At 56.4% G+C, this 236-nt stretch carries 1 pseudogene; it reads right to left on the reverse strand.

Annotation, left to right across the window (positions count from 1 at the left end):
* Nucleotides 1-28: 28 nt before the first annotated feature.
* Nucleotides 29-236: pseudogene (locus tag SB679_RS26265) on the reverse strand (hypothetical protein); the annotation flags it as partial.

Here is a 236-nt window from a genome sequence, read left to right on the forward strand (position 1 = left end):
CGGCGCATGAGGGGTGTGCGTTGTTTCATCAGAATTCCACCGGTCGATAGACAAATTTCAAAACGAGTAGCGAGGACGCGAGGGTTGCCAGGGTGATGAGCAGGGAGAGGGCATAGCCCTCACCGAAGTTCAGGTTTTGGAAACTGATGAAGTAGGTCTGCATGGTCACCGAGGCGCCCGTCGCGGCTGATCCGTTGAGGATGTAGGGCTGGTCGAAGACGTTCAGGGTTGCGATG

Origin of the sequence: Chryseobacterium sp. SIMBA_029 (genome assembly GCF_046535275.1) — a bacterium.
Lineage (GTDB): Bacteria > Bacteroidota > Bacteroidia > Flavobacteriales > Weeksellaceae > Chryseobacterium.